The organism is Sphingobium sp. SA916 (assembly GCF_002894065.1).
Lineage (GTDB): Bacteria > Pseudomonadota > Alphaproteobacteria > Sphingomonadales > Sphingomonadaceae > Sphingobium > Sphingobium fuliginis.
The window spans coordinates 1-25,660 of record NZ_LXYF01000061.1 but is presented as its reverse complement, the minus strand read 5'-3'; the positions used below and the strand labels follow the sequence as shown (position 1 = coordinate 25,660).

26 protein-coding genes are annotated in these 25,660 nt (G+C 65.7%); 15 read left to right on the top strand and 11 right to left on the bottom strand.

All coding sequences use genetic code 11. From position 1 onward, the window contains the following. Positions 1-101: 101 nt before the first annotated feature. A complete protein-coding gene (locus A8G00_RS18480) occupies positions 102-1,046 on the top strand; it encodes an isopenicillin N synthase family oxygenase (RefSeq protein WP_048578245.1) in 945 nt (314 codons plus the stop codon). A 98-nt stretch (positions 1,047-1,144) separates the two neighbouring features. Here A8G00_RS18480 and A8G00_RS18475 read toward each other — a convergent pair whose 3' ends face one another. After that, on the bottom strand, positions 1,145-1,528 hold the full coding sequence (locus A8G00_RS18475) for a dihydroneopterin aldolase (RefSeq protein ID WP_103001366.1): 384 nt from the start codon (positions 1,526-1,528) through the stop codon (positions 1,145-1,147). Between the two features lie 151 nt (positions 1,529-1,679). On the opposite strand from A8G00_RS18475, the gene A8G00_RS18470 reads away from it, so the two are divergent. The 4 genes from A8G00_RS18470 to A8G00_RS18455 are packed head-to-tail and all read left to right on the top strand — an operon-like array spanning position 1,680 to position 4,586. Next, positions 1,680-2,174 carry a GNAT family N-acetyltransferase gene (locus A8G00_RS18470; RefSeq protein ID WP_170825591.1) on the top strand — a complete coding sequence of 165 codons (495 nt, stop codon included), beginning with the start codon at positions 1,680-1,682 and terminating at the stop codon, positions 2,172-2,174. Positions 2,175-2,219: 45 nt separating this feature from the next. Beyond that, positions 2,220-2,786 (top strand): DUF1285 domain-containing protein, encoded by a 567-nt coding sequence (locus tag A8G00_RS18465; RefSeq protein WP_044661985.1) that lies wholly within the window; start codon positions 2,220-2,222, stop codon positions 2,784-2,786. Next, positions 2,783-3,394: a CoA pyrophosphatase gene (locus A8G00_RS18460; protein WP_103001365.1), complete on the top strand. Its 612-nt coding sequence runs from the start codon at positions 2,783-2,785 to the stop codon at positions 3,392-3,394. Before A8G00_RS18465 ends, A8G00_RS18460 begins: the two co-directional genes overlap by 4 nt. Continuing rightward, a complete protein-coding gene (locus A8G00_RS18455; RefSeq protein WP_103001364.1) occupies positions 3,375-4,586 on the top strand; it encodes a CCA tRNA nucleotidyltransferase in 1,212 nt (403 codons plus the stop codon). Before A8G00_RS18460 ends, A8G00_RS18455 begins: the two co-directional genes overlap by 20 nt. Here the strand turns inward: A8G00_RS18455 and A8G00_RS18450 are convergent. The 3 genes from A8G00_RS18450 to A8G00_RS18440 form a co-directional block, all read right to left on the bottom strand. Next, positions 4,550-6,301 (bottom strand): bifunctional diguanylate cyclase/phosphodiesterase, encoded by a 1,752-nt coding sequence (locus A8G00_RS18450; protein WP_103001363.1) that lies wholly within the window; start codon positions 6,299-6,301, stop codon positions 4,550-4,552. The genes A8G00_RS18455 and A8G00_RS18450 overlap by 37 nt on opposite strands. Before the next feature lie 84 nt (positions 6,302-6,385). Next, positions 6,386-8,674: a DNA topoisomerase IV subunit A gene (parC, locus tag A8G00_RS18445; RefSeq protein ID WP_044663107.1), complete on the bottom strand. Its 2,289-nt coding sequence runs from the start codon at positions 8,672-8,674 to the stop codon at positions 6,386-6,388. A gap of 416 nt (positions 8,675-9,090) precedes the next feature. Next, on the bottom strand, positions 9,091-10,011 hold the full coding sequence (locus tag A8G00_RS18440; RefSeq protein WP_025551056.1) for a LysR substrate-binding domain-containing protein: 921 nt from the start codon (positions 10,009-10,011) through the stop codon (positions 9,091-9,093). A 130-nt stretch (positions 10,012-10,141) separates the two neighbouring features. Between A8G00_RS18440 and A8G00_RS25290 the strand changes: the two genes are divergently transcribed. From A8G00_RS25290 to purC, 6 genes are all read left to right on the top strand, one after another. After that, positions 10,142-10,288, top strand: a complete 147-nt coding sequence (locus A8G00_RS25290) for a hypothetical protein (protein WP_172451907.1) — start codon at positions 10,142-10,144, stop codon at positions 10,286-10,288. A gap of 70 nt (positions 10,289-10,358) precedes the next feature. Then, positions 10,359-11,123: a trehalose-phosphatase gene (otsB, locus tag A8G00_RS18435; RefSeq protein ID WP_025551060.1), complete on the top strand. Its 765-nt coding sequence runs from the start codon at positions 10,359-10,361 to the stop codon at positions 11,121-11,123. A 99-nt stretch (positions 11,124-11,222) separates the two neighbouring features. After that, positions 11,223-13,001 (top strand): glycoside hydrolase family 15 protein, encoded by a 1,779-nt coding sequence (locus A8G00_RS18430; RefSeq protein WP_226870241.1) that lies wholly within the window; start codon positions 11,223-11,225, stop codon positions 12,999-13,001. A gap of 25 nt (positions 13,002-13,026) precedes the next feature. Then, positions 13,027-14,430 (top strand): alpha,alpha-trehalose-phosphate synthase (UDP-forming), encoded by a 1,404-nt coding sequence (gene otsA / locus A8G00_RS18425; RefSeq protein WP_103001373.1) that lies wholly within the window; start codon positions 13,027-13,029, stop codon positions 14,428-14,430. Positions 14,431-14,461: 31 nt separating this feature from the next. Next, complete coding sequence (locus tag A8G00_RS25820) at positions 14,462-14,590, top strand: hypothetical protein (RefSeq protein WP_262857224.1); 129 nt, start codon at positions 14,462-14,464, stop codon at positions 14,588-14,590. 143 nt (positions 14,591-14,733) lie between these two features. Then, positions 14,734-15,516 (top strand): phosphoribosylaminoimidazolesuccinocarboxamide synthase, encoded by a 783-nt coding sequence (purC, locus tag A8G00_RS18420; RefSeq protein ID WP_025551063.1) that lies wholly within the window; start codon positions 14,734-14,736, stop codon positions 15,514-15,516. 20 nt (positions 15,517-15,536) lie between these two features. Here purC and A8G00_RS18415 read toward each other — a convergent pair whose 3' ends face one another. Both A8G00_RS18415 and A8G00_RS25285 read right to left on the bottom strand, forming a co-directional pair. Then, entirely contained in the window at positions 15,537-16,289 is a 753-nt protein-coding gene (locus tag A8G00_RS18415; protein ID WP_025551065.1) for a sulfite exporter TauE/SafE family protein, read from the bottom strand. Positions 16,290-16,357: 68 nt separating this feature from the next. After that, entirely contained in the window at positions 16,358-16,507 is a 150-nt protein-coding gene (locus tag A8G00_RS25285; RefSeq protein ID WP_165363364.1) for a hypothetical protein, read from the bottom strand. A 199-nt stretch (positions 16,508-16,706) separates the two neighbouring features. Here A8G00_RS25285 and purS point away from each other — a divergent pair, with 199 nt between their 5' ends. Both purS and purQ read left to right on the top strand, forming a co-directional pair. Continuing rightward, positions 16,707-16,937: a phosphoribosylformylglycinamidine synthase subunit PurS gene (gene purS, locus A8G00_RS18410; RefSeq protein WP_007682101.1), complete on the top strand. Its 231-nt coding sequence runs from the start codon at positions 16,707-16,709 to the stop codon at positions 16,935-16,937. Between the two features lie 3 nt (positions 16,938-16,940). Then, positions 16,941-17,615 carry a phosphoribosylformylglycinamidine synthase subunit PurQ gene (gene purQ, locus A8G00_RS18405; RefSeq protein WP_103001362.1) on the top strand — a complete coding sequence of 225 codons (675 nt, stop codon included), beginning with the start codon at positions 16,941-16,943 and terminating at the stop codon, positions 17,613-17,615. A gap of 168 nt (positions 17,616-17,783) precedes the next feature. On the opposite strand, the gene A8G00_RS18400 is transcribed toward purQ, so the two are convergent. The 4 genes from A8G00_RS18400 to wecB all read right to left on the bottom strand — a co-directional run bounded on the left by A8G00_RS18400 (position 17,784) and on the right by wecB (position 23,284). After that, positions 17,784-19,910, bottom strand: coding sequence for a polysaccharide biosynthesis tyrosine autokinase (locus tag A8G00_RS18400; RefSeq protein WP_103001361.1), 2,127 nt, complete (start codon positions 19,908-19,910; stop codon positions 17,784-17,786). Further along, positions 19,910-20,620 carry a polysaccharide biosynthesis/export family protein gene (locus A8G00_RS18395; protein ID WP_103001360.1) on the bottom strand — a complete coding sequence of 237 codons (711 nt, stop codon included), beginning with the start codon at positions 20,618-20,620 and terminating at the stop codon, positions 19,910-19,912. Before A8G00_RS18395 ends, A8G00_RS18400 begins: the two co-directional genes overlap by 1 nt. A 121-nt stretch (positions 20,621-20,741) precedes the next feature. Beyond that, positions 20,742-22,052 carry a UDP-N-acetyl-D-mannosamine dehydrogenase gene (gene wecC / locus A8G00_RS18390; protein ID WP_103001359.1) on the bottom strand — a complete coding sequence of 437 codons (1,311 nt, stop codon included), beginning with the start codon at positions 22,050-22,052 and terminating at the stop codon, positions 20,742-20,744. Positions 22,053-22,141: 89 nt separating this feature from the next. After that, positions 22,142-23,284 carry a non-hydrolyzing UDP-N-acetylglucosamine 2-epimerase gene (wecB, locus tag A8G00_RS18385; protein WP_048578358.1) on the bottom strand — a complete coding sequence of 381 codons (1,143 nt, stop codon included), beginning with the start codon at positions 23,282-23,284 and terminating at the stop codon, positions 22,142-22,144. A 174-nt stretch (positions 23,285-23,458) separates the two neighbouring features. Between wecB and A8G00_RS18380 the strand changes: the two genes are divergently transcribed. Further along, positions 23,459-24,778: a UDP-glucose/GDP-mannose dehydrogenase family protein gene (locus A8G00_RS18380; RefSeq protein ID WP_103001358.1), complete on the top strand. Its 1,320-nt coding sequence runs from the start codon at positions 23,459-23,461 to the stop codon at positions 24,776-24,778. Further along, on the top strand, positions 24,778-24,903 hold the full coding sequence (locus A8G00_RS25815) for a hypothetical protein (protein WP_268873877.1): 126 nt from the start codon (positions 24,778-24,780) through the stop codon (positions 24,901-24,903). Before A8G00_RS18380 ends, A8G00_RS25815 begins: the two co-directional genes overlap by 1 nt. Before the next feature lie 45 nt (positions 24,904-24,948). Here the strand turns inward: A8G00_RS25815 and A8G00_RS18375 are convergent, their stop codons facing one another. Next, complete coding sequence (locus A8G00_RS18375; protein WP_253258033.1) at positions 24,949-25,659, bottom strand: ABC transporter permease; 711 nt, start codon at positions 25,657-25,659, stop codon at positions 24,949-24,951. Position 25,660: the final 1 nt, after the last annotated feature.

Sequence of the window (25,660 nt, the reverse complement as noted above, 5' to 3'; positions counted from 1 at the left end):
CTCCTTGCATCAGCCGCGAAGGACGATCAAGGATGCGCGCATGGCCCGGCGGCGCCAGGACGGCGCGCCTGGGCGGGTCCAGTTGAATTTCGGAGAATCACGTGTCGCAATCCCTGCTGGGACAAGTGCCTGTCCTGTCCTTGGGCAATATGGAAAGGGCCGACTTCGCCGCCGCCTTCGGCGGCTCCTTCCAGCGCTTTGGCTTCGCCATGGTGAAGGACCATGGCATGGACCCGGCGCTGATCGACAGGGGCTGGGCGCTCGCCCGCCGGTTCTTCGCCCTGCCGGAGGAGGCAAAGCGCCGCTACGACGCCCGATATAATGGCGGCCAGCGCGGCTACACCGCCTTCGGCGTGGAAATCGCCAAGGGCGCGAGCGAGAACGACCTCAAGGAATTCTGGCATGTCGGTCGCGACCTGCCCGAAGGCGATCCGCTGGCGCAAAGCATGCCGCCCAATGTCTGGCCGGACGAGCTGCCGGAATTCCATGAGACGTTCACGCGCCTCTATGCCGAATTCGACCGCGTCGGCGCCGAACTGCTGTCCGCCATCGCCCTATATCTGGGGCTGGAGGAGCGCTGGTTCGACAAGCCCATCGAAAACGGCAATTCGATCCTGCGCCTGCTCCATTATCCGCCCGTCTCGCCGGAAGCGCCGGGCATCCGCGCCGGCGCGCATGAGGACATCAACCTCATCACCCTGCTGCTGGGCGCCGAGGAAGGCGGGCTGGAACTCAGGGACCGGGACGGCAACTGGCTGCCCGTGGTTCCGCCGCCGGGCGCGCTCGCCATCAATGTGGGCGACATGCTCCAGCGGCTGACCAACCATCGCCTGCCCTCGACCAGCCACCGCGTCGTCAACCCGCCGCCGGAACGGCGCGGCCATTCGCGCTATTCCATGCCCTTCTTCCTGCACCTGCGGCCGGACTTCCTGATCGACGCCCTGCCCCAATGCGTCGATGCGGCGCATCCCCGCCGCGACCCGCCCATAACCGCGCACGACTATCTGACCGAACGGCTGCGGGAAATCGGCCTGATCAAGGGGTAGCGACGGGAATGACGGGCGCGCCCCGGCCAGGAGCCCCGTCCGCGCGGGGGCCCGCCATGTCCTGACCGGCGATCGGTTCCGATCGCCCGGAAACCGCCCTATCTCCGCCCGCGCCCCATGGTGATCCCGATCTCCTCGCCCTTCTCGCTGAGGGCGAGCTTCACGATCTTCACCTCGACATGGGTCACCTTGTCGTCCTGGAGTAAGATCGTCTCGATGATATGATCGGCCACCGCCTCGATCAGCGTGAAATGCTGTCCTTCCGGCAGGGCCGCGGTCGCGGCATGTTTCAGGTCCATGTAATTTTTGGACCGGGACAGCGGCGTGTCGGGATCGTAATGATCCGCGATCTTCAGCCGCGCCCTGATCGATATGCGCAGCGGTTGCGGCAGGTGCGTCTCCTCCGAATAGATGCCGGTCAGGACATCCACGTCCAGATTATTCACCTCCAACGTCAGGAAATCGTCAAATCCGCTGTTCATAGCTCGCCACATTCAGGCCGTCCCTGCCGCGGGCCGGCCCCAGTTTAGACTTTTATTTTGCGAGCCACGCGCTAAAGCCCGCCGCTCTCGGCGCGTCCATGCGCCATTGAGGACGGATCGGCAAGACGTGTCTGTGATAGTGCCCCTCAACATGATGTCGCGGAACGCGATCGAGCAACTGCTTGACGCGGCCTTCGGCCCTGACCGGCACGGTCGCACCGCCTATCTGATTCGCGACGGCATGCCCTGGCTGCCCGAACTCTCCTTCGGCATGCGGGATGGGGAGGGCAGGCTCATCGGCTCCCTGCAAAGCTGGCCCGTCGCGCTCGCCCATGAAGACGGCAGCCGGACGCCGCTCATCATGGTCGGCCCCGTCGCGGTGGACCCCGCGGTGCAGGGCGCCGGCCACGGCCGCGCGCTGATGGACGCGGTCGTCGCGGCCGCCCGCGCGCGGCGAAGCGATCCGCTGATGATGATCGGCGATCCGGAATATTATGGCCGCTTCTGGGGCTTTTCGGCCGAAGGCACCGGCGGCTGGGACTGCCCCGGCCCGTTCGAGCCGCGCCGCCTGCTGGCGCTGTCGGTCGACGGTAGGCCGATAGGCGGCACGGGCATGCTGGGTCCGCGCGCTACCGTCCGCGCCTGAAATTTCCCTTTTGCCTTCGCGCCCAAGCCCCCCTATCTCGGCCCCATGCCGATGGAGCCGCCCCCCGATCTTTCCAGCCTGTCCCTCAGCGATGTCGCGCGCCTGCTGGCGGAAAAGCGCCTTCCGCCCGTGGAGAAGTGGAACCCCGACCATTGCGGCGACAGCGACATGCGCATCGCCCGCGACGGCACCTGGTTCCATCAGGGCTCGCCCATCGGCCGCGAAGCCATGGTCCGCCTCTTCTCCACCATCCTGCGCCGCGAACCCGACGGCAGCCACGTCCTGGTCACGCCCGTAGAGAAACTCTCGATCGAGGTGGAGGATGCCCCCTTCATCGCCGTCGAGCTCAAGAGCGAAGGCGAAGGCCGGGCGCGCAACCTCGCCTTCCGGCTCAACACGGGCGACCTGGTCGCCGCCGGCCCGGACAACGCCCTTGTCCTGCGCGAAACGCCGGACGGGCCGCATCCCTATCTCCATGTCCGCGGCGGGCTGGAGGCGCTGATCGCCCGCAGCGTCTATTATGAACTGATGAACCTGGCGCTGGACGAAGGCGCCCAACCCATCGGCCTCTGGAGCAACGGCGCCTTCTTCGCGCTGGACGGATCGGCATGACCCTGGCGGAACGGCTGCGGACCGCCCTCAGGCAGGGACATGAGCGGGAGGTCGGCCTGATACCCTCCGACACCCGCGACCCCCGGATCGACGGCGACATCCTGCTCTCGCCCGCGGCCGTGCTGGTCGCGATCACCGACCGTCCCGAACCCGGACTGATCCTGACCCAGCGCTCCGCCGGACTGCGCCAGCATGCCGGACAGGTCGCCTTCCCCGGCGGACGGGTCGACGACGACGACCCCGACGAAATCGCCGGCGCCCTGCGGGAAGCGCAGGAGGAGATCGGCCTCCCTCCCGACCTCGTCGACATCATCGGCACGTCGGACCGCTATCACACCTTCACCGGCTTCGACATCGTCCCCGTGCTCGGCGTGATCCCGCCCGACCTTCCCCTCTCCCCCCGCGAAGCGGAGGTGGCGGAGCTGTTCGAACTTCCCCTCTCCTTCGCCCTCAATCCCGCCAACCGGATCAGGAAATCGATAGATTATCAGGGTGTTGAAAGGCATTATTACGAAATATTCTGGGAAGGACGCCGCATCTGGGGCATCACCGCCGCAATCCTCGCCAATCTGTCGCGCAGGCTAGGCCATGACCAGCCTGCTGCCTGACGCCGACTGGCGCCATCGCCCCGGCCTGGACGCGCTGCTGAGGGCGCTCGGCGCGGAACAGGGCCTCGCCCGCTTCGTCGGCGGCGCCGTTCGCGACGGCCTGCTGGGCCTGCCGGTCAACGACCTGGACATCGCCACCGTGCTGGAGCCGCAGTCCGTCATCGACCGCCTCAGGGCCGCCGGGATAAAGGCCGTCCCCACCGGCATCGACCATGGCACGATCACGGCGGTGATCAACGGCTGGCCGGTGGAGATCACGACCCTCCGCCGCGACGTCAGCACGGACGGCCGCCGCGCCACCATCGCCTATACCGACGACTGGCGCGAAGACGCCGCCCGGCGCGATTTCACCATCAACGCGCTCTATGCCGACCCCCTCACCCACGCCATCACGGACTTCTTCGGCGGCGTCGCCGATCTCCGCGCGCATCGCGTCCGCTTCATCGGAGAGGCAAGCGCCCGCATCGCGGAGGATCATCTCCGCATCCTGCGCTATTTCCGTTTCCTCGCGCGCTTCGGCCATGACGAACCGGATGTGGAGGCCTATGCCGCCTGCCGCGACGCCGCCAACAGCCTGATGGCCCTTTCGCGCGAACGCATTGCGGACGAACTGCTCAAACTGCTCGCCCTGCCCGGGCCGCTCGCCTCGCTCCGGCTCATGGTCGACGGCAGCATATTGCTGCCCGTCCTGCCGGAGGTCGACCATGACGGACTGGCCCGCCTGTCCATGCTGGTCGAGCGGGAGGCCGCCTCCGGCATCGCCCCTGCGGCCCTGCGCCGCCTGGCGGCCCTGCTTCCGCCGGACCCGCGCGCCGCCGATCAGGTGGGCGCCCGGCTCAAATTGTCCAACAAGGCCCGCAAGCGCCTGACCGCCGCGCTGGAAGGCGCCGCCACCGGCGCGACCCCCCGCGCCCTCGCCTTCCGGATCGGCGTGGAAGGGGCCATCGACCGTATCCTGATCGATCCCTCGGCTCCGCTCGACGGCCTGAAGATGCTCGCGGACTGGGCCCCGCCGCGCCTGCCGCTGGGCGGCGGCGCGCTGATCGCGCGGGGCCTTCAGCCCGGCCCGGACGTGGCGAAGGCGCTGGCCGAGGTTCAGGACATCTGGGTGGCGGAGGATTTTCCCGACGCAGCCCGCGTCTCGGAAATCGCGGATCAGACCGTTTCGAAATTCCAGCGCGCCCGCCAATAGTCATAGGCATCGCCCTCCGCCATCGGCCGCGCGAAATAATAGCCCTGCCCCTGCCAGCACCCCAGATTCTGCAACGCATGGGCCAGTTGCTGCGTCTCGATCCCCTCGGCCGTGACATGCAGCCCCAGCGATTCGGCCAGCGACAGGATGGTGCGCACCATGATCTCCTTGTCCCGGTCCTCCAGCATGGATGTCACGAAACTGCGGTCGATCTTCAATATGTCGATGGGCAGGCTGTGCAGGCTCGCCAGGTTGGAATAGCCGGTGCCGAAATCGTCCATGGCGATCGGCATGTGCAGGTCCTTGAGCGCGAACAGCAGCTTCCGCGCCTTTTCGGGGTCCGCCACGATGGCGCTTTCGGTCAGTTCCGCCGTCAGCCGCTTGCCCGAAATGCCCGCATAGCGCAGCGCTTCCTCGAACATGGATGCGACATCGTCCCGCGCCATCTGGATCGGGGAAAGGTTCACATTGACGCCCACCGGCAACGCCTGGCCGAATTTCGCATCCCACCGGCTGAGCGCCTGCGCCGCCTCATAGGCCGCCCAGCGGCCCAGCGGCGTGATCAGCCCGCTTTCCTCCGCCACGGCGATGAACTCGGCGGGCGAAACATGACCCAGTTCTTCATCCTCCCACCGCGCCAGCGCCTCGAAGCCGGTGATTTCACCCGTCTGCAGGTGGATCAGCGGCTGGAAGGCCAGGGTCAGCCCCCCCTGGGCCAGCGCATCGCGCAGGCGGCTCTCGACGGAAAATCGCCGCTGCGCCTCCTTCAGCACGCCATTGCGGTAGATTTCCACCTTGCCGCTGCGCTTGGCGATCTTCACCGCGGCCTGCGCCTTGCGCACCACATCCTCGGGGTCTTCGGTCAGGCTGGTCGACAGGGCGCAGCCGATCGCGCAATCGACCCGGATTTGCAGATCGCTCAGCCTGATCGGATAGCTGAGCGAGTCCCGGATGCGCTGAACGATATGAAGGGCGTCCGACAAACCATTGTTAAACCTTGCGAAAATCGCAAAGTCGTTGCCGCCGATGCGCGCCAGCACATCGCCCTGCCGCAGGCTGGACTTCAACCGCTTGGCAACCGTGATCAGCAACTCGTCGCCGGCCATCGGGCCCAGGGATTCATTGACCCGGCTGAACCGGCTCAGATCGATGGCGAGGATGCCGAACTGCGCATTGTCCGGCCAGGGCGTGTTGGTCAGCCGGTCCTCGATCTCCTCGCCAAATCCCGTGCGGTTGGGAAGCGCGGTCAGGCCGTCGGACAATAATTCGCGCCGCAGGTTCTTCTCGATGGTCCGGTCGCTCGTCCGGTCGAGTGCGGTGAACAGGAACAGATTGGGTTCGCCATCCGGTTCGGGCAGCCGCCCGACGGTGCAGTAGAAATATTCGGGGCCCAACATGCCGTCGCGGCGCAATTCGAAACCTTCCGAATCGCGCCCGGACAGGACGCTCTGCACGATCCGCCTGCGCCATTCGGCCGCATGGGGCCGTTCGGCTTCGCCCGGATTGCTGCAGGTGAAGCAGTTTCCGAACGGCGCATTGGTCGCCACCATGGACAACCTATTGTCTTCGAAGGAGAATGCAGCCGCCGGATAAGGCAGCGCAGCCAGCCAGTCGGCTATCGCCACGCGATGGGAAAGATGCGCGTCATCCTGCCCCAGAAGGAGCTGGATGTCCGGCATTTCGGTCGGCCGATCACGCATCGACATGGCTTCCATAGGCCCGGCGATAGGCCCAAAGGGTAAATTTTCGGGAAACGACATTCCCGATTCCAGCGCGATAGTAACGAAAAAATCAGCTTCTCAGAACCGGTTATCGCGCGGGAAGCCCGTGGGCGGCATGCGCCCGGCCGCACCCCTGGCGACGCGCCATGGCGTCATGTCGGCTTCCGTGCGCACCCGCCCCGTTCCTCCACCCATGGCCCAGCTCAGCCCGTCGGACAGGCGGAAGGCGATGGCATCGGACAGCCCGCCGTCGCGATAGCGCTGCATCTGCACGCCCTGACCGCGCGCCATGCGCGGCATTTCAGTGAGCGAGAAGACCAGCAGCTTGCGGTTTTCGCCCATCACGGCGACGCTGTCCGCCTCCGGCGCGATGGGATGCACGACGCTCAGCTTCGCGCCGGTCCGCACATTGACGACCTGCTTGCCCTTGCGCGTTTCGGCGATCACATCCGCCACCGCCGCCACGAAGCCGCGCCCGTCCGAGGATGCAAGCAGCAGTTCGCCACCCGCCCGCGCAGGCAGCAGGGCGACGATATTGCCGGTGCCGTCCATGTCGACCAGCGACCGGACCGGATCGCCAAAGCCGCGCCCGCCGGGCAGCTTGTCCGCGCCCAGCGTGAAGACGCGCCCGGTCTCCGTCGCCAGCAGCAGCTTGTCGGTGGTCTGCGCGTGGAAGGCGATCATCGGACCGTCGCCTTCCTTGAATTTCAGCGTGTCCGCCGAAGCAAGGTCGCGATGCCCGCTCATCGCCCTGATCCAGCCGCGCTCGGACAGGATCACGGTGATCGGCTCCTTCTCGATCATCGCCTCCAGCGGGATTTCCCGCGCCGGCGCCGCCTCCTCGACGAGCGTGCGCCGCCGGCCGAAATCGCTCTCGGGCGAATAGCGCTTGCGAAGGTCCGCCAGATCCTTCTTCAGCCGCGTCCGCTGCCGCGCCGGGCTTTCCACCAGCTTTGTCAGCTCGTCGCGTTCCTTCAGCAGTTCCGAATGCTCGCGCCGCAGCTCCATCTCCTCCAGCTTGCGCAGGGACCGCAGCCGCATGTTCAGGATCGCCTCGGCCTGCCGGTCGTTCAGGCCGAACTCGGCCATCATCACCTCTTTCGGCTCATCCTCGGTCCGGATGATCTCGATCACCCGGTCAAGGTTCAGATAGGCGATGATATAGCCGTCCAGCAGCTCCAGCCGCGCCGCGATCTTGTCCAGCCGGTGCTGGGCGCGCTTCACCAGCACGTCGATCTGGTGCTTCAGCCATTCGACGAGGACCGTCTTCAGCCCCAGCACCCTTGGCGTGCGCGTCGCGTCCAGCACGTTCAGGTTCAGCGGAAAGCGGTTTTCCAGATCGGTCAGCCGGAACAGGCTGTCCATCAGCACGTCGGGGTCGACGGTGCGGGCGCGGGGTTCGATGACGATGCGGATCTCGGTGTCGCTCTCGTCGCGCACATCGGCCAGGATCGGCAGCTTCCTGTCGTTGATCAGCGCCGCGATCTGCTCGATCAGCTTGGACTTCTGCACCTGGAAGGGGATTTGCGTCACCACCGCGACCCATGTGCCCCGCCCGCCATCCTCCTTGTGCCAGCGGGCGCGGGTTCGAAACGATCCCCGCCCCGTCGCATAAGCCTCTGAAATGATGGAAGCGCTGTCCACCAGCACGCCGCCGGTCGGAAAGTCCGGACCGCGCACGATCCGCATCAGCTCGGCATGCTCGGCGTCCGGATTGTCGATCAGCAGGCTGGCCGCATCGATCAGTTCGGCGACATTATGCGGCGGGATGCTGGTCGCCATGCCGACCGCGATGCCGGTGGCGCCGTTGGCCAGCAGATTGGGGAACAGGCCGGGAAACACCTCCGGCTCCTGATCCTCGCCATTATAGGTCGGGCGGAATTCGACGGTGCCTTCGTCCAGCCCGGCCATCAGGTCGGCGGCGGCCTGCGTCAGCCGCGCCTCGGTATAGCGCATCGCCGCCGCATTATCGCCGTCGATATTGCCGAAATTGCCCTGCCCGTCGACCAGCGGCGTGCGCAGCGAGAAATCCTGCGCCAGACGCACCATGGCGTCATAGACCGACGCGTCGCCATGCGGGTGATATTTGCCGATGACGTCGCCGACGACGCGGGCGCATTTCTTGTACGGCGTGGTGTTGCGCGCCGGATTGGCGACCAGCACGTCGGGCGAAGCCCCGCCCGGCTCCATCCGCAGCAGCCGCATCGCCCAGAGCAGCCGCCGGTGCACCGGCTTCAGCCCGTCGCGCAAATCCGGCAACGACCGCGCCGTGATGGTGGAGAGCGCATAGACGAGGTAGCGCTGGGACAGCGCATCGTCGAACGGGTGATCCTTGATAGCGTCGAACGGGTCGCGAAATTCGGTCATCGCAACGGGGAATAGCAGCGCCGCGACAAAACGGAAACGGGGTTTAATCCCCTCCTGCTCCTGCGAAGGCACTCGAAGGAGACAAGTGGCTCATGAGAGCCCGGTTAAGCTGTCGCCCTTTCACGCCAGGCAGCATGGACAAATGCAAGACCCGCCGGACTGAGTGATCCGCGTGGATTGCGGACATTCCCCCTCCCGCAGGCGGGAGGGGGCTAGGGGGTGGGCTGGCGCGACATCAGCGTGAATTTTCAACGGCTAAGCTGGAAGCTCGCTACGCTCGCACCCACCCTAACCCTCCCGTTTACGGGAGGGGAATGTCCTGAATCGGCCATTTCCCGACATTCCGAATTCGCCCACGCGGCCTAGCGCAGAACTGGTTTCCCGCCTCCGCAGGAACACGGCGACATCAACGCGCTTCACCGCGGCAAAAACCGCGCCTCCGGGTCCGCCGCGATCTCCCGCGCGAACTCCGCGCCGATCCAGTCGCGAAAGGCCTTCACCTTGGCGGTGTTGCGGGCATGGGGCGGATAGACCACCCAATAGCTCGCCCGTTCCCGGACATAGGATGGCAGGGCCTCCACCAGCAACCCGGCCTCCACCTCGGTCTTCCACAGGAAGGGATTGACGATGGCCACGCCCTGCCCCGCCATGGCGGCGCGCCCCTCCATCACCTGGGAATCGAGCGCGATCGCGGGCGGCAGCCCCTTGCCGTCCGCCTCCACCCCCATGGCGGCGAACCATTCATGCCACCACATGTCGTCCGGCGACAGGCGCGGCATGGCGTGCAGCGCCCGCGCATCGGCTATCGGCCCGTTCGCCGCCAGCCATGACGGGCTGCACAGCGGCGCCAGCCGGTTGTGGGTCAGCAGCTTCGCCTCCAGCCCCGGCCAATCGCCCCGCCCGCCCCGCACCGCCACGTCCACGCCGTCGCGGGCGAAGTCCACCACCCGGTCGGTCGCGTCGATCCGCACGGCCAGCCCCGGCTGGCGCATCTGGAACGTGCCGATGCGCTGCGCCAGCCAGAGATGCGCGAAACTGTTGGTGCAACTGATCGTCAGGATCGTCGAATGGTCCTGCGTCAGCGCGGCGAACCCTTCCCGCATCTGGTCGAAGGCGCGGGACAGGATCGTGGCGATCTCCCGCCCCTTGTCGGTCAGCGCCACTTTCCGCCCCGCCCTCTGGAACAGGCTGATGCCCAGCCGCTCCTCCAGCAATTTCACCTGATAACTGACGGCCGCCTGGGTCATCCCCAGCTCCTGCGCCGCAACCGTGAAATTCTCCAGCCGCGCGGCGGCCTCGAACACGCGGACGGCGGATAGGGGCGGCAACTGGCTCATCTGCCATGGATAAGCCAGCCTTATGATTCGCGTCCATCCTTTTGTTGGCCGCCCCACCGGAAAAGAGCGATAGGAATTCCCACGAAACGAAATCCATTCTCCGGATCATTCATGGAAAAGGAGCCTTGCCATGCACTTGTCCAAGGACGCCCGGCCGTCCCCCAACGGCCACGAAGCCGCCCGGAATCGCCCCGGCCTGATCGCCGCCATCATGCAGGCCTTCTGCGCTCTCCACCGCATCGCCTGGTCTGCCCCCTGGATCGAGGAACGGCGATGAAGCCCCTCGAAAATCGCGAACATGGTGCGACGGGGGTTGCACAATCCGCGCCACACGCCAACTTGCGCGCGTGTCCGATTCCCGCCTTTCCCCTGTTCCCGATCTTCCCCCTCCGCCGCCCCGGCTGCTGACAGGGGCCGCGCTGTTCCTCGACTTCGACGGAACGCTGGCCCCCATAGCCGATACGCCCGACGGCGTGGAGGTCGATGACGATCTGCTCGCCCTCCTCGGCCGTCTGCGCGACCGGCTGGATGGGCGGCTTGCCATCGTCAGCGGCCGATCCGTCGCGACATTGCGCGATTTCGGCTTCGGGCAGTTCCTGCTCGCCGGCACCCATGGGCTGGAACTGGCGGAACCCGGCCGCCCCGTAGAAGCGCCTGCCCGCCTCCCCGCGATCGATGAGGCGGAAGCCGCCTTCCAGACCTTCGCGGCCGGAAAGGCCGGCGTCCTCGTCGAACGCAAGACGATCAGCGTCGGCCTTCATTTCCGCGGCGCCCCGCAATGGGGCCGGGAAGCAGGCGATCTGGCCGCCAGCCTGGCGGATCGGCTCGACCTCGCGCTCCAGCCGGGCAAGATGCTCTACGAACTGCGTCCCGGCGGCGCCGACAAGGGCAGCGCCGTCCGCACACTGATGCGCCGCGCACCCATGGCCGGCGGCACGCCGCTGTTCATCGGGGACGACGTCACCGATGAGGAGGGCTTTGCCGTCGCACGCGATCTGGGCGGCTCCGGCATTCTCGTCGGCGTGCCCAGGGCGACGCTCGCCGCATTCTCTTTGGAACAGGTTGCCGCCGTCAGGCATTATCTTGCCCAGGGGGTCGCTGGCACCGACTGATCCGATGGTCCGGCGCCCCTGTCGTGCACGAACAAGGGGGACGGACCGATAGAAACGCAGAAAAACGACCTTCCGGGCGGGGATGAGCGCACGCTCGACCTGTGGCCCATCGGCAATTGCCAGGCATCGGCGCTGATCGACCGGGCCGGGCGGATGATATGGGCCTGCGTCCCCCGCGTCGACGGCGATCCCGTATTCTCGGCGCTGCTGGACGATGCCGCCTGGGACCAACCGGATTCGCGGGGCTTCTGGGCCATAGAGCTGGAGAACTGCGCCCGGATCGAGCAGCATTATATCCGCAACACGCCTGTGCTGGTGACGCGCCAGACCGACGCGCAGGGCAATGCGATAGAGCTTTACGATTTCTGCCCGCGCCACAAGCATCAGGGGCGGATGTACCGCCCCGTCGCGTTCGCCCGCGTCGTCCGGCCCGTATCGGGCAGCCCGCGCATCCGCGTCAGGCTGCGCCCCACCACCTCCTGGCATTCGGAAAAGGTGCCGATCAGCTATGGCTCCAACCATATCCGGCTGGTGCTGTCTTACATGGCGATGCGCATGTCCACCAATGCGCCCATCGGCCTGATTTCCCAGGAAAGCTGGTTCCGGCTGGAACATGACATGCATTTCTTCCTGGGGCCGGACGAGAGCTTTTCCGACGCCCTCCGCCCCGCGGTGGAGCGGATGCTGGACGACACGATCCACGAATGGCAGATCTGGGTGCGAAGCCTGGCCATTCCGGCCGAGTGGCAGGAGGCGGTGATCCGCTCCGCCATCACGCTCAAGCTCTGCCAGCATGAGGAGACCGGCGCCATCGTCGCCGCGCTGACCACCAGCATCCCCGAACATGCCGACAGCGGCCGCAACTGGGACTATCGCTACTGCTGGATCAGGGACGCCTATTATACGGTGGAGGCGCTGAACCGGCTGGGCGCGCTGGACGTTCTGGAAAGCTATCTCGTCTACCTCCGCAACATCGTCGACGGCGCGCGGGGCGGCCATATCCAGCCGCTCTACGACGTGCGCGGCAACGCCACGCTGGAGGAGCGGGAGGCGCAGAACCTGCCCGGCTATCGCGGCATGGGGCCGGTGCGCGTCGGCAATGCCGCCTATTCCCAGGTACAGCACGACGCCTATGGGCAGATCGTCCTCTCCTCCGTTCAGGGCTTCATCGACCAGCGCCTGCTGCGCATGGCGGGGCTGTCGGACTTCGAAGCGCTGGAGGCCGTGGGCGAGCGCGCCTGGCAGGTCTATGACAAGCCCGATGCCGGCCTGTGGGAACTGCGCACCCGCGCGCATGTCCACAGCTACAGCGCGGTGATGTGCTGGGCGGCGTGCGACCGCCTCGCCCATGCGGCAGCCGCCCTTGGGCTGCCGGACCGCGAAGTCCATTGGCGCGAGCGGGCGGAAATCATGAAGGCCCGCATCCTCCAGTCGGCCTGGCGGACGGACAGCAACGCCATCTCCGCCAATTTCGAGGACGATGCGAGGGACGCCTCCCTGCTCCAGCTGATCGACCTGCGCTTCCTGACGGCGGACAATCCCATGTTCATCGGAACGCTGAAGGCGCTGGAAAAGGACCTGCGCCGGGGCAACGACATGCTGCGCTACAGCGCGCCGGACGATTTCGGGGAGCCGGTCACCGCCTTCAACGTCTGCACCTTCTGGCTGATAGAGGCCCTGCATCGGACCGGCCGCAGCGAGGAGGCGCGCGCCCTGTTCGAGGAGATGCTGTCCCGCCGCACCGCCGCCGGCCTGCTTTCCGAAGACATCGATCCCGTCACCGGGGAATTGTGGGGGAACTATCCCCAAACCTACTCATTGGTCGGCATCATCAATTGCGCCGTGCTCTTGAGCAAACCGTGGAGCGTGATGCGATGAAGCGCTTGGCATGGAGGCGCTTGGCATGAGCCGCCTGATAGTCATTTCGAACCGGGTCAGCCGCCCGACCAAGAACGGCAACCAGGGCGGCCTGGCCGTCGCGCTTTCCCAGGCGCTGCGCGAAAGCCGCGGCATCTGGGTCGGCTGGTCCGGCGAGATCACGGAGAATTTCACCGGGCAGATCGGCTTTTCGGAGGATGAAGGCGTCAAGACCGCGACCATCGACCTGGAGGAGCAGGATGTCGACGAATATTATAATGGCTATGCCAACAAGACCCTCTGGCCGCTGTTCCACTTCCGGATAGACCTGGCCGAATATGCGCGCGATTTCGAAGGCGGGTATAACCGCGTCAACCAACGCTTCGCGGACACGACCAGCCCGCTGATCGAACCGGAAGACATCATCTGGGTCCAGGATTACCACATGATCCCGCTCGGCCGGATGCTGCGCGACCGGGGCCATGACAATCGCATGGGCTTCTTCCTGCACATCCCATGGCCGCCGACCCGGCTGCTGGTGTCGCTGCCCCACCACAGCAAGCTGGTACAGGCGCTTTTCGCCTATGATGTCGTGGGGTTCCATACCGAGGAATGGCTGGAATCCTTCCGCCATTATGTCGAACGCGAAATGGGCGGTTCGGTGGACGGCGATTTCGTGACGCTGGGCAAGCGGACGATTCAGGCGATCGCCTGCCCCATCGGCATCAACGCGCAGGAATATGCCAGCGCCGCCGTCAGCGATGCGGCCAAGGACATGTATGAAAAGGTCCGCCGGTCGCTGCAGGATCGCGCGATGATCGTGGGTGTCGACCGTCTGGACTATAGCAAGGGACTGGAAGAACGGTTCAACGGCTACGCCCGCTTCCTGAAGGATCATAGCGAACAGCATCGCAATGTCGTCCTGACGCAGATCGCCCCGCCTTCCCGCGGCGAGGTGGAGAGCTACCAGCAGATCCGCGCAACCCTGGATGCGCTCGCCGGCCGCATCAACGGGGAATATAGCGATGTGGACTGGACCCCGATCCGCTACGTCAATCAGGGCTATCCGCGCGACAAGCTGGCCGGCATCTACCGCGCGGCCAAGATCGGGCTCGTCACGCCGTTGCGCGACGGCATGAACCTGGTCGCCAAGGAATATGTCGCCGCGCAAAATCCGGACGATCCCGGCGTCCTCATCCTGTCGCGCTTCGCCGGCGCCGCCCAGCAGCTCAAGGACGCGCTGCTGATCAATCCCTATAGTCCGGAGGAGATGTCCGACGCCATCACCCGCGCGCTCTCCATGCCGCTGGACGAACGCAAGCGGCGATGGCGCGCCATGATGGACAGTGTCGAAAAGCAGGACATAAGCTGGTGGCGGCAGCGCTTCACGGAGCGGCTGATGGCGGTCCAACGCAATGGCGAGGTGACACAGGAGGCGCAACCGGCTTAACTTTCCCGCCAGCGCCGCTACAGTCGCACCGATGGATGATGAGGAAGAAGCGGGCGGCGCCCTGGCCGCCATTCGCGCCAGATCGGGCGTCATATTGGGCGTGGTCGGCCTTCTGGCCTGGCTGGCGCTGATCTGGTTCATGTTCGGCGACGTGCTGTAGCGGGCTCCCTCGCCGGAACTCGCCCATTTGCACCCCCGCCCCTTTTGGTCTAAGGGCCAGCCCAAGCAGCCCCGGCACCCGCTGATCCTTCCCGATTCGCGTTTGCCGGGGCACATTCTTTATTGGGAAGACAGGAACCGCATATGGCCCGTCGCCGCCAGATCTACGAAGGCAAGGCAAAGATCCTTTATGAAGGCCCCGAGCCGGGTACGATCATCCAATATTTCAAGGATGACGCGACCGCCTTCAACGCCCAGAAGAAGGGCACGATTTCGGGCAAGGGCGTGCTCAACAACCGGATTTCCGAGCATATCTTCACCCTGCTCGGCCAGATCGGCGTTCCTACCCACTTCATCCGCCGCCTCAACATGCGCGAACAACTCGTCCGTCAGGTGGAAATCGTGCCGATCGAGGTGGTCGTGCGCAACGTCGCCGCGGGTTCGCTCAGCAAGAAGCTGGGGATCGAGGAGGGAACGCAGCTTCCCCGCACGCTCATCGAATATTGCTACAAGGACGACGCGCTGGGCGACCCGCTGGTGTCCGAAGAGCATATCGCCTGCTTCGGATGGGCCAGCCAGGACGAAATGCACGACATTGCCGACATGGCGATCCGCATCAACGACTTCATGTGCGGCCTGTTCGCGGGCATCGGCATTCGCCTGATCGACTTCAAGCTGGAATTCGGTCGCCTGTGGGACGGCGACTATAGCCGCATCATCCTTGCGGACGAGATCAGCCCCGACGGTTGCCGCCTCTGGGACATGGCGACCGGCGAGAAGCTGGACAAGGACCGTTTCCGCCGCGACCTGGGCGGTGAAGTCGAGGCCTATCAGGAAGTCGCCCGGCGCTTGGGCCTGATGCCGGAGGGCGTGGATACAACCGTCCTCGACCTCGACACCCATCGCAAGAAGCGCGGCAAGGACTGATGGGAATCCGGACGCGCGGCTCAGGCGAGCAGCGCGTCCGCCATCAGCTTGATCCCCAGCAAAACCATCAGCACATAGATCAGCGTGTAGAAGCGGGCGGGATCGAAGCGCCGCACCAACGCCACGCCGGCCATGGTCGACACGACCGCAAGCGGGATCAGCATCGCCGTCGCCAGCAGGTTCGCCCTGGTGAACTGCCCCAGGGCAGCATAGGCCGGCACCTTCATCCAGTTCGTCACCGCAAAGGCGATCGCGGTCGTCCCCACCAGAACGTCGCGCGACAGGCGCTTGGGCAGAACCCACATCTGGAAGGGCGGCGCCCCGGCATGCGCGATCTGGCTGGTGAAGCCGCTCGCCACGCCGAGCAGCACGCCCACCCATGAGGGCGAGGTCGACGGCAACACGATCGCGCCGCCCCGCTCGATCCAGAGCCGATGCAGGCCGAACAATGTCGAAATCAGGCCCAGCACGCCCATCACCGCGATTTCGGACACGCGGGCGGCGAAGAAATAGCCCAGCCCTACGCCGGCCGCCATGCCGGGCAGCATGACCTTAAGGACATGCCGGTCCCAGCTATGCCGGAACGACCAGACGCCGACCACATCCTGCAGGATCAGAATGGGCAGCATGATCGCCGCTCCCCGCACGGGATCGACGCCCAGGGCGAGGATCGGCATGGCCAGCGCGCCAACCCCGGCAAATCCACCCTTGGCAAGGCCCGACAGGATAACCGCGCTTATGGCGCAGGCATAATAGAGATAATCCGGATTCATGGCGCTCCGCCTAAAGCAAGGCGGCTCGTTGGGGGAGCATCTTTTTTGCGGCGTTTGGCGCCTGCGCGTCAGCTATGCGCGCGATAGCCGATCAGGACGCCGAAGGTGAAGGTCGCCAGAAGCGCCAGCTGAACCCGGCCATGGGGATCGTCATAGCCCATGACCTGCTGACCGAAGGCGAAAAGCCCCACGAACATCGCCAAAGCAAGACCGGCCATGCGAAAATCCTTCCCTCTGCGGGATGGATAACGCCATGGCCGCTAACAAAAGCATAATGCCTTGCTTGCCGGGCGCTCCGGGACTAGAGGGCTGGACGATTCAAACGATCGCCAGCCCTCCGGTTTTCACGGCTTGCGCATTCTGCAGGCAGAATGCCCCGGGGGTGCGCGAAAGCCTGTTTTACGGAGTTCCACACTCATGAAAGCCCGCATCTTCGTCACCCTCAAGGGCGGTGTCCTCGACCCGCAGGGCAAGGCGATCCATCACGCGCTGGAAGGCCTTGGCTTCGGCGGCGTCAATGATGTGCGCGCGGGCAAGCTGATCGAACTGGACCTGGCCGACGGCACCAGCGACGAGGACATCGACGCCATGTGCCGCAAGCTGCTGGCGAACACGGTGATCGAAAACTACCGCATCGAAAAGGCCTGAGCCATGAAGAGCGCCGTCATCGTCTTTCCCGGCAGCAATTGCGACCGCGACCTCGCCGTGGCGTTCGAGACGGCGACCGGGACAAAGCCTGCCATGATCTGGCACCGCGACACGGAACTGCCCGACGATCTCGACCTGATCGGCGTGCCGGGCGGCTTTTCCTATGGCGACTATCTGCGTTCCGGCGCGATGGCGGCCCGTTCGCCGGTGATGCATGCAGTGGCGAAGGCGGCGGATCGCGGGGCCTATGTGCTGGGCATCTGCAACGGTTTCCAGGTGCTGACGGAGAGCGGGCTGTTGCCCGGTGCGCTGCTGCGCAATGCGGGCGGGCATTTCGTCTGCCGCGACGTGGCGCTGACGGTCGAGAATGCGCAGAGCGCCTTCACCAGCCGCTATGAAGCTGGCGAGGCGATCAGCTTTCCGGTGGCGCATCATGACGGCAATTATTTTGCCGATGCGCAAACGCTGGACCGGCTGGAAGGCGAAGGCCGCGTGGCGCTGCGCTATGCGGAGAGCGTCAACGGATCGGCGCGGAACATCGCGGCTATCCTGAACGAGGCCGGCAATGTGCTGGGCATGATGCCGCACCCGGAGCGGGTGATAGAGCCGGCCCATGGTGCGACCGATGGCCGACGGCTGTTCGAAGGACTGGTGGAAGGACTGCTTGCCCGGGCCTGAAGCCACGGGATATGGCCCGGCTTGCTGAACCGACTTTCGGCATGCAATTGCGCCGTTGTCAGCCAGAGCGTTCAATCCATGAACAGCTTTGTGCCGTAACGCTCCACGCGCCGCCATTGCATAGCGGGCTAAGCAAATCTTCGCCGAAGTTGCGCCGCGCTACTTGGCTCACCCGCCGCGATGATAGTCATATTCGAAGGCGCGGCCTTCCTGCTTGGTGAGGATCGCGCCAATGATCGCGCCGCCCGCCCGGCGCAAGCGATCGACGGCGACGCGCAGTCCGCCATGATGATTGCGGCCCCATTCTACCACCAGCAACGTCACCTGCGCCTTGCTCGCCAGCAGGCAGGCATCCGACAGGCCGAGAATGGGCGGCGCATCGATCAGCACCGTGTCATAGCGTTCCCGAACGGTAGCCAGCAGGGAATCCATCGCAGGCGTGACCAGCAATTCCGCCGGATTGGGCGGGATCGCCCCGCAGGGCAACAAGGCCACGCCCGGTACGCCGCTATCCACGATGACGTCGTCCATCCTGGCCTGGCCCGTCATCAACTCGCTGATCCCACGAGCGGGCGATATGCCGAACAGGCTGTGCTGCTTGGGCCGCCGCATATCGGCGTCGATCACCAGCACCCGCTTGTCGAGTTTCGCCAGCGCCCTGGCCAGGGCATGGAGGGTGGAGGACTTCCCCTCCCCTTCCTGCGCGCTGGTGACGAGTATGGAACGCGGCAGACCGGCCGCAGAACCCAGAAGCAGCGAAGAAGCCATCGGCGCGAAAATCTCCGCCCCCGGCTTCTCCCCCGCCGGAACCGCGCCGAGCAGCGGCAGGTTCACCCGCTCCGCCAGCGTGTCGGCGGAGGTCACGGCGTCGTCGAAGATATGCCGCCCCGCCACCGCCATCAGCCCGAGGATCAGCCCACCCAGCGAAGCGAACAGCATGGTGACGCCGATATTGGGGGAAGAAGGCCGCGAAGGCACCGCCGCCCGGTCCAGCGGCTGGATGCGGCCTGCCTGGAAGCCTGCCTGCGATGCCATGTCGCGATAACGCTGGAGCAGGCTGTCGTGCAGCAGGCGATAGGTATCGACCTGCCGCTCCAATATGCTCATCTGCACGCCGCGCCCGCGTTCGGCCCGGGCCTGCCGCTCGACCTTGGCGATTTCGGACTGGATCTGCTTCTCGCCATGCACGGCGACATCGAACTGTTCCTTGAGCGAGGCGCGGATCGTGTTGGCCATGCCCTCCGCCTGATCGTCCAGCGCGGCCAGCCGGGCGCGGGCCTCACGCATTTCGGGGTGGGCATCCTTGCGGAACTGGCGTTCCTGCACGACCTGCGCCCGCGCCTGCGCCCTTTCCGTCATGATCTGCTGCATCGCGCCGTTGTTCAGCACTTCCGGCAGCGTCTCTACACTCGACATGCGGGCGCTTTCCCAGCGCTTCTGCGCGGCGATGCGGTCGGCGGTCGCCTGCGCACGGAAGGCGTTGAGTTGCGCCAGCCGTGTCGCGATCGTGCCCTCGGGAGACGGATCGCCGTCATCCTCCTTCGATCCGGCCTCCTTCGATCCTGGCAACGCCATGGCGCCCGCATTGGCGGCATAGACCGCCAGGTCGCGCTCCGCCCGTTCCAGATCCTTCCGCGCTCCGTCCAATTCGCCGAGCAGGAATCGCCGCGCCTGAACACCGGATTCGAAGCCTCGCTTCAGATCGGCGCGGATCAGGCTGTCGGCATAGCTGTTGGCGACGCGCGCCGACAGCACCGGATCGGCGCTGGTGAAGCTGATGCGGATGACCCGCGACTTGCCGGGCAGTTCGACATGCAGATTGTCGCGCAGCAGGCCCACAACCGTCTCGGTCTCGACCTGGCGCTGGCTGAGCGCGCCCGTTCCCTGCTCCGGCCGGCGCACGTTCATGCCGTCGAAGAAGGTGCGGCTGCCGATCAAGGCCAGTTCGCGGGCCACATCTTCCGCCAGGGCGCGGCTGCGCAGCACTTCCAGTTCGGTCTGCATCAACGCTTCATTGTCGGACGGCGTCGCCTGTCGCTGCGCAGCGGCCGCCCCAGCGGCGCCGGCGGGGACATCCTCCACCTCGACGGAGGCGGTGGCGCGATAATCGGGCGTCGACAGCAGGATGAAGACCACGCCTGCCAGCACGCAAAGCGCCATGGTGACGAACAGGATGATGCGATGCCGCCGCACCGCCGTCCACGCCCCGCTCGCCGCCGCGGCGAAGCGCGCTGCGCGTCCCTCCATGGAAGTGGACGCGCCGCTATCGTCGATCAGCAGACCCGGCCGCGCCATCAGAGTCCTCCATCCAGCACGACGAATCCGGCGCCGACCGCAGGCAGCGCCAGCAGCGTTCCGCCCAATATCGCCTTGGCGCGCGAGAGGCCGACGATGATGGTGTCGCCCGGCAGGATTTCAGGATCGGGCGCCTCGCCCCTGCGGATCGCCCCCAGGTCGAACATCGCCGCCTTGCGCTCGCCGTCCGATTGCCGGACCACGACGATCTGGCCCAGGCTGGCAAGGCGCGTCGGCCCCTTGGCCATCGCGACCGCCTGCAACAGCCCCAGTCGGCCCTCCACCGGGAAAAGGCCCGGTTCGCGAACCTCCCCATCCACGGTGATGCGGCGACCCACCGCCTTCTTGACGAATACCGTCACTTGCGGGGAAACCAGATAGCGCTCGCCCAGCCGCCCGGCGATGACGTCCGATGCTTCGCTGGCGGACAGTCCGGCGACGGAAACATCGCCCACCAGCGGCATGCGAACCATGCCCGCGGCCGTCACCTGCGCGTCCTCCAGCGAAAGGCCCGGTTCATGATAGACCTGGATGCGCAAGACATCGTCGGGGGATATGCGATAGTCCATGCCCACGGCAGGAGCCGCCGGAATGGCGGCATAAGCGGCTTCCCCCTTCGGCGCGTCCTCCACGGTCGAGCAGGCACCGAGCCAGATGCAGGCCATGATCATGACCAGCGCTTGGCTCCTGCTGTCGGTCGGCCGCTTCATGCCGCTTAAATCCCCCGCAATTCAGTGGGCACGCACAAGGCCTGCCATTGCGGGCGGGGTTAACGGCGCGACGGGAACATGGCAACCATCGGCTGGACGAAGGAGGGCGCGGAGCGCCCGATCAGATGGCGATCCGGGCCTGATCCGGGACAACCTGACCCGCGGTCGGCCGCCGTGGCTGATCCGGCCAGACGCCGCGCGTGTCGTAAACCGCCTTGTCGGCGCGTTCGTCCACCGGAACCGATTTGAACATGTCATGATCGACAAGAATGACGAAAACGCCGCATTGTTCCAGAGCCGTATCGAGATCGACGAGTTCAGCGCCGGTTCCGGCGAACTCCATCGGCAGATCATGGGCATAAGGTTCGACCAGCTTGATGCGGCGGCCATAGCGTTTGGCGAGACGCGCCGCGACCTTCACGGCCGGGCTTTCGCGGAAATCGTCGATATTGGGTTTGAAGGCGAGGCCAAGGCAGGCGACCGCCTCCCCCGGATATTCGTCGATCAGGTCGGAGGCCTTCGCGACCACATGGTCGGTCTTGCCGTCATTGACTTCGCGGGCGGTGCGGATGAGGCGGCTGTTTTCCGGGTCGCCATGGACGATGAACCAGGGGTCGACCGCGATGCAGTGGCCGCCGACGCCGGGGCCGGGCTGGAGGATGTTGACACGGGGATGGCGGTTGGCGAGGCGGATGACCTCCCACACGTCGATGTCCATGCGCTCGGCAATGACGGACAGTTCGTTGGCGAAGGCGATGTTGACGTCGCGGAAGCTGTTTTCGACCAGCTTCACCATTTCGGCGGCGCGGGCGCTGGTGGTGATGCAGGCGCCGCGTACGAACTGGCGGTAGAAGCCCAGCGCCTTGCGGGCGCAGCGGGGCGTGATGCCGCCGATGCAGCGGTCATTGTCGATCAGTTCGACGAGGATGCGGCCGGGCAGGACGCGTTCGGGGCAATAGGCGATGGCGATGTCGCCCGCCACGCCGGGCTCGGGCATCTTCAGGTCGGGGCGGATCTGGGCGAAAAGATCGCGCATGGCTTCGGTGGTGCCGACCGGCGAGGTGGATTCGAGAATGACGGTATCGCCGGCCTTCAGGACCTCAGCGACGGTGCGGGCGGCCTTGAGGACGTGGCTGATGTCCGGCGCGCGGTCTTCGGCCACGGGAGTCGGCACCGCGATGATGAAGACATCGCTCGGCTCGACTTTTAGACTGGCGCGGAGATTGCCGCGGGAGACCACGCCCTGGACGAGGCCGTCGAGATCGACTTCCTCGATATGCACGCGACCGGAGTTGACCGTCTCCACGACATGGGCGCTGACGTCAACGCCGACGACCTGCGCGCCGCCGCGCGCGATCAGGGCGGCGGTCGGCAGGCCGATATAGCCGAGGCCGATGACGGATACCTTCTGCTGGAGCTTATCGAGGGGCATGGGGGTCCTGTGGAAGCTTTTGAATTCGGTCCGTTTGTGGCGGGAAATGCTGAAGATTTCGGTAACGGACCGTCAGTTCCCAATCGAGTTTAGGCCGCCTCTTCCATATTCTCAGCCTGCGCGCTCGCGGCTATGATGTCTGCGATGCGCTCCGACGCGTGACCGTCTCCGAAGGGGTTGTGGGCGCGGGACATGGCGGCGTAGGCGGCTTCGTCATCCAGCAGGGCAAAGACCGAGCGGACGATCTTTATTCGATCGGTGCCGACCAGTTTCGCGGTGCCCGCCGTCACCCCTTCGGGGCGCTCCGTGGTCTCGCGCATCACCAGCACGGGCTTGCCGAGCGAAGGCGCCTCCTCCTGCACGCCGCCGCTGTCGGTCAGGACGAGATGGCACAGGTCCAGCAGGCGAACGAAATGGGGGTAATCCAGCGGCTCAATCATCGCGACATTGGGAAGGCTGCCCAGCACGGTATCCATGACAGGGCGCACATGGGGATTGGGGTGGACGGGGAAGATCACGGCCACGTCGGGACGCGCGGCGATTTCGGCGATCGATCGGGCAATCGCCTCCATCCCGCCGCCGAAATTCTCACGCCGGTGGCTGGTGACGGCGACGATCCGCTTTCCGGCGAAGCGCTGGGCCAGGCTGTCGAGTCCCGACGCGAGATGGGGTTCGGCCAGCACGCGCTTGCGGGTGGCCAGCAGCGCGTCGATCACCGTGTTGCCGGTTACATATATGGTCGCGGCATCGCGATTTTCCGCCAGCAGCGCGTCGGCGGCTGCCTGGGTCGGCGCGAAATTCATGTCCGCGATGCAGGCGACGACGCGGCGGTTCACCTCCTCCGGCCAGGGGTGGTGGATGTCGCCGCTGCGCAGGCCCGCCTCGACATGGGCGACGGGAATCTTGCGGTAATAGGCGGCAAGGCTGGCGACCATGGTGGTAAGGGTATCGCCATGCACGACCACGCGATCGGGCTTCTCCGCGTCGAAGGCCTTGCCCAGTTCCACGATCAGCTTCGCCGTCAGGCCGTCCAGCGTCTGGTTCGGCGTCATCACATCCAGATCGATATCCGGAGCGATGCCGGCGATCTCCAGCACCTGGTCCAGCAGGCCGCGATGCTGCGCGGTCACGATCACGCGGGTTTCGACATCCTCCCGCGCCCGCAGCGCGTGAATCACCGGAAACAGCTTGATCGCCTCGGGGCGCGTCCCGAACACCAGCGCAACCTTCATTTGCCGTCCTTTGCCATTTTCCCGCCTTTGCAAGCCGTCTTTCGGGTAAGTGTCTGGCAGAAAATGGTAACCATCCCCTGAACATGGGTAATCCCGACGCCCGCTTTCGCATGGGCGAGAAGCTGTGCTAGAGGCCAGCCGAACCATCTACCCAATCGGGGGCTCAGTTATTTTATGAAGATCACGATGATCGGCACGGGCTATGTCGGGCTGGTATCAGGCGCCTGCTTTGCCGATTTCGGCCATGACGTGGTGTGCGTGGACAAGGATGCAGGCAAGATCGCCGCAATCGAATCCGGACGCATGCCGATTTTCGAGCCGGGGCTCGACCATCTGGTAGGCAGCAATGCAGCGGCCGGAAGGCTGAGCTTCACCACCGATCTGGCGAAGGGGGTGAAGGGCGCGGATGCGATCTTCATCGCCGTGGGCACGCCCTCGCGGCGCGGCGACGGGCATGCGGACCTGAGCTATGTCTATGCGGCGGCCAAGGAAATCGCGGAGTCGCTGGATGGGCCGACCGTCATCGTCACCAAGTCCACCGTTCCGGTCGGTACCGGCGACGAGGTCGAGCGGATCGTCCGGGAAGCGCGCCCCGATCTGGACATTCAGGTCGTGTCCAATCCCGAATTCCTGCGCGAAGGCGCGGCTATCGGGGATTTCAAGCGGCCGGACCGGGTCGTCGTCGGCACGACGGGCAGCGAGCGGGCCATCGACGTGATGGCGCAGGTCTACCGGCCACTGAACCTCAACCAGGCGCCGGTGATGTTCACCGGGCGGCGGACGGCCGAGTTGATCAAATATGCCGCCAACGCCTTCCTGGCGACCAAGATCACCTTCATCAACGAGATGGCGGACCTGTGCGAAGCGGTCGGCGCGGAGGTGCAGGATGTGTCGCGGGGGATCGGCCTGGATAACCGCATCGGGTCGAAATTCCTGCATGCCGGGCCGGGCTATGGCGGCTCCTGCTTTCCCAAGGATACGCTGGCGCTGGTGAAGACGGGGCAGGATTACGACACGCCGATCCGTATCGTCGAGACCGTCGTGCAGGTGAACGATCTGCGCAAGCGGGCCATGGGGCGCAAGATCGTGAAGGCGCTGGGCGGCGAGGCGCGGGGCAAGACCGTGGCGCTGCTGGGCCTGACCTTCAAGCCCAATACCGACGACATGCGCGATGCGCCGAGCCTGGCCATCGTGCAGGCGCTGGAGGATGCGGGGGCGAAGATCGTCGCCTATGATCCCGAGGGCATGGAGGTCGCCGCGCCACTAATGCCCAGCGTGACCATGGCGAAGGACGCTTATGAAGCGGCGACCGGCGCGGACGCGCTGGTATTGGTGACGGAGTGGGATGCGTTTCGGGCGCTGGACCTCAAGCGGCTGGCGGCTTCGATGAACGGACCGGTGCTGGTCGACCTGCGCAACATCTACCCACGCCGGGAAGCCGAGGCGGCTGGCTTTGCGCTGACTCGGGTCGGAGGCAAGGGCGTTTCTGCCTGATGCTGCTGAAGCCAGAGCGAAGGCGCGATGAACGCGGCCTTCCCCGGCTGCATCATTGGGTGGTGGCGGTTCTTGCCTTGCTTGTCCTGACGCTGGTGGTGCCGGTGATAGCCGGGTTGATGTGATAGAATATGCGCTCCTGCCTGCGCAGGAGCACGGTGCCGCTATTTTCAGGCCTTCAGCTTCCACCCGCGCTTGAGCAGCGCGTAGCACAGCATTCCAAGCGCGATATTCAGCCCCAGCAGCACCAGGCTGCCCACCACGACATCGCCGTCCGCCGCCGCGACGAAGCCGTAACGGAAGCCGGAAATGGCGTAGAAGAAGGGGTTGGCGTGGCTGATCGCGCGGAAGACGGGCGCGAGGCGGTCGATGGAATAGAAAGTCCCCGACAGCAGCGTCATCGGCCCGATCACGAAATTGGTGATGGCTGCGGCATGGTCGAACTTTTCCGCCCAGATGGAGGTCAGCACGCCGATAAAGGCGGTCAACCCCGCGCCCATCAGCCCGAACCAGAGGATCGCCCAGGGATGCGCCGGGGTCACATGCACCCCCGGCCACAGCGCCATGGCTCCCCATAGCGCCAGGCCGACGCAGAAGGCGCGCGTCACCGCCGCGCCCACCAGCGCCAGCAGCAATTCGCTGACCGACAGCGGCGGCATCAGATAATCGATCAGCGTCCCCTGCATCTTGCCCGCCAGCAGGGAGAAGCTGCTGTTCGCGAACGCATTGTTCATCATGCCCATGATCATCAGGCCCGGCGCGATGAAGTCCGCGAAGGGCACGCCCAGGACCTGGCGGTTGGCTCCGCCCAGCGCCAGGGTGAAGATGACCAGGAACATCAGCGTCGTAACGGCGGGTGCCCAGATCGTCTGGAGCTGCACC